The following is a 2,122-nucleotide window of genomic DNA, read 5'->3' as shown; positions in this document are numbered from 1 at the left end:
CCGGCACTTTCAGCGTGACGTCGGCACCTTTGGCGCCGGTCATGTTGCGGCCCATGCCGTGCGTACCGGTCTTGGCCTTGAAATGCTGCTGATAGCGATAGTCGATCAGCGTGTTCAGCCCATCGACCGCCTCCACCCAGACATCGCCGCCGCGGCCGCCGTCGCCGCCGTCCGGACCGCCGAACTCGATGAACTTTTCGCGCCGGAACGACACCGAACCGGCGCCGCCGTCGCCCGAGCGGATGTAGACCTTGGCTTGATCGAGAAATTTCATCGGATTGCTGAGTTTCTGCTCGTGGCCTTGCGGCATTGCTCTAAACGTTCGGCACTGCTCTAAACCAAGGCGGCGCGAAGGGCGAGGCTGTTTATGAACATGGCCGGAGTCGCAATGAAGCTCGTAACCTACAACATTCACTACGGCGTCGGCCTCGATGGCCGCTACGATGTCGGCCGCATCGCCGATGCCGTGCGCGGCGCCGACGTGATCGCGCTGCAGGAGGTCTCGCGCAACAACCCCCACAATGGCGGCCGCGACATGGTGGCCGAGCTCGGCGAGGCGCTGCCCGAATACTTCGCCGTCTATGGCAGCAATTTCGAGGCCAATGTCGGCTCGCGCCTGGAAAACGGCCGCGCCATTACCACCACCTTTCAGCTCGGCAACATGGTGCTGTCGAAAACGCCCGTTCATCTGTCGCGCAATCTCCTCTTGCCGCGCAGCCGCAGTTTGGAAGTGATGAATTTCCAGCGCGGCGCGCTGGAGGCGCTGATCGAGACGCCGCTTGGTTTCATCCGCTTCTATTCCACCCATCTCGACCATCGCAGCCCGATCGAACGCGCCAGCCAGATCCGGTTTCTGCGCCAGCGCCTGTTGAACTATGCGATCGAGGGGGGCGCGCTGTCGGGGCTTGCCGAGGTCGGCCTGCCGGACCTGCCCTATCCCGAAGCCTTCGTCGTCATGGGCGACTTCAACATGCTGGCCGGATCGCCGGAATATGTCGAACTCGCCGGTCGCCTGGATCACGAATTCGGCATACCCATGACCGCCGATCTTGCCGTAGATGTGGCCCTGCGCCTTGCCGCCGCAGGCGCCGATCTCGTCTCCTGGATCGACCCCAAGCGACCTGACGACGCCAGCCGCTACAAGCGCATCGACTATGTCTTCACCAGCGCCTCGCTCGCCAAATCGCTGAAGCGCCTTTGGGTCGACCGGCAAGCGGTCGGCTCGGACCACCTGCCGGTCTGGGTCGAGATGGTTTGACCTCATGCCCGGTCCGAATCTTTGGTTTCGGCGCAATGCGCTGAGGTGTGTTGAGATTCAGGTCAGGCCGCGCCGAGAGTGGTGGCTTCCGAGAACCGGAGCGGAGCGTACTTTGGGTACGTGAGCACCGGAAGCGCAGGAAGCCGCCATTCGCAGGCCGGCCTCACCTGAATATCGACATGCCTAGAAATGCACCCAGTTCCGCAGGCTGGTCCAGGTCCTGCGATCGAGGCGGTAGCGCTCGACCGGCACCTGGCCGGCGACGATGGAGTTCAGCATGCCCTGGCCGGCATACTGGAAGCCGCATTTGTGGATGACCCGGCGTGAGGCCGGATTGATGACCCGCGTCGAGGCATGCAGCACCTGGATCGGCGTCTTCTGGAAGGCGAGGTCGACGAGCGCATGTGCTGCCTCCGTCGCATAGCCGCGCTTCCAGTAGGGCTCGCCGATCCAGTAGCCGAGCTCCAGCCCGCGATCGGTGGTGTTGAGGCCGGCGCAGCCGACGAAGGTTTCGGTACCGGCCAGCGTTAAGGCATAGGCAATTCCGGCCCGGCGCGATGCCGTCATCGCCAGGAAGGCGCGTGCCTCGGCCTCGCCATAGGGGTGGGGCATGCGGGCCAGCATTTCGGCGACGTGGCGGTTGTCGGCGAGCACCACCAGTTGCTCGATATCGCTTTCGCGCGGCGCCCGCAGGACCAGTCGCTCGGTCACCAGGACCGGGCAATCTATCGCGTAACTTTCACCGTCTGTGTCTTCCGCTTCGGCAACCATGTCAGTCCTCCAGGCACAAGAAAAAGGGGAGATGGAAACCCATCTCCCCTGATCCATTTCCTGGCTTGGCCAGACACCGGTTCCCGAGATGGG

At 63.5% G+C, this 2,122-nt stretch carries 2 protein-coding genes and 1 pseudogene; 1 reads left to right on the top strand and 2 read right to left on the bottom strand.

All coding sequences use genetic code 11. From position 1 onward, the window contains the following. Positions 1-274, bottom strand: a pseudogene (obgE, locus tag EOA86_RS32055) (GTPase ObgE); the annotation flags it as partial. A gap of 114 nt (positions 275-388) precedes the next feature. Between obgE and EOA86_RS32050 the strand changes: the two are divergent. Further along, complete coding sequence (locus tag EOA86_RS32050; protein WP_128345271.1) at positions 389-1,258, top strand: endonuclease/exonuclease/phosphatase family protein; 870 nt, start codon at positions 389-391, stop codon at positions 1,256-1,258. A gap of 183 nt (positions 1,259-1,441) precedes the next feature. Here EOA86_RS32050 and EOA86_RS32045 read toward each other — a convergent pair whose 3' ends face one another. Then, positions 1,442-2,029 carry a GNAT family protein gene (locus EOA86_RS32045; protein WP_128345270.1) on the bottom strand — a complete coding sequence of 196 codons (588 nt, stop codon included), beginning with the start codon at positions 2,027-2,029 and terminating at the stop codon, positions 1,442-1,444. Between the last annotated feature and the right edge of the window lie 93 nt (positions 2,030-2,122).

The sequence above is a fragment of the Mesorhizobium sp. M5C.F.Ca.IN.020.32.2.1 genome, assembly GCF_004023105.1.
Classification (GTDB): domain Bacteria; phylum Pseudomonadota; class Alphaproteobacteria; order Rhizobiales; family Rhizobiaceae; genus Mesorhizobium; species Mesorhizobium wenxiniae.
The sequence above is the reverse complement of the archived record's forward strand: the minus strand, read 5'-3'. Positions and strand labels throughout refer to the sequence as shown.